Source organism: Aeromonas aquatilis, from assembly GCF_054052405.1.
Map to the genome: position 1 here is coordinate 1 of NZ_JBSTYP010000230.1, position 223 is coordinate 223.

At 50.7% G+C, this 223-nt stretch carries 1 rRNA gene; it reads right to left on the reverse strand.

Annotated elements, in window-relative coordinates:
* Positions 1-75: ribosomal RNA gene (rrf, locus tag ACW5W8_RS24145) — 5S ribosomal RNA — on the reverse strand; the annotation flags it as partial.
* Between the last annotated feature and the right edge of the window lie 148 nt (positions 76-223).

The window sequence follows — 223 nt, forward strand, 5'->3', positions numbered from 1 at the left end:
ACCATCGGCGCTACCGCGTTTCACTTCTGAGTTCGGCATGGGATCAGGTGGTTCCACGGCGCTATGGCCGCCAGGCAAATTCTTCAATCTGTGAAAGCTGACATAAGTAGTTTCGTATTCGTTACAAGGCTCGAAACACTTCTTGGGTGTTGTATGGTTAAGCCTCACGGGTAATTAGTATGGGTTAGCTCAACACGTCGCCGCGCTTACACACCCCACCTAT